Origin of the sequence: Acinetobacter sp. NIOH-H-8, assembly GCF_046635365.1 — a bacterium.
In the GTDB taxonomy this organism is placed as follows: domain Bacteria; phylum Pseudomonadota; class Gammaproteobacteria; order Pseudomonadales; family Moraxellaceae; genus Acinetobacter.
On the sequence record NZ_JBHDVN010000356.1, the window covers coordinates 1 to 389 of the forward strand.

Annotated in this window: 1 pseudogene; it reads right to left on the bottom strand. The window is 64.3% G+C overall.

Features of this window, described 5'->3' with window-relative positions:
- A pseudogene (fliI, locus tag ACEWB7_RS18635) lies at positions 1-389 on the bottom strand (flagellum-specific ATP synthase FliI); the annotation flags it as partial.

The following is a 389-nucleotide window of genomic DNA, read 5'->3' on the forward strand; positions in this document are numbered from 1 at the left end:
GCTTACCACCTGCGGCATCACACGGCTGATGGAAGCCTCGATGTCGATTGCCCGGTAATGCCCCTCCTCCGCCAGCCGACGCGACAGCACGATCTGGCCGTCGAGTACACCGCGCGCGGCATCGGCGAACGGGTCCTTCTGATCGTCGCCATCGGAGAGCACGGTATAGAACGCGGTGATGGAACCGCCGCCCTGCTCGGCATTGCCGGCGCGCTCGACCAGGCTGGGCAGCTTGGCGAATACCGACGGCGGATAACACTTGGTTGCCGGCGGCTCGCCGATGGCCAGGGCGATTTCACGCTGGGCCTGGGCGTAGCGGGTCAGTGAATCCATCAGCAGCAGCACGTTCTTGCCCTTGTCGCGAAAGTAATCGGCGATACGTGTGCAGT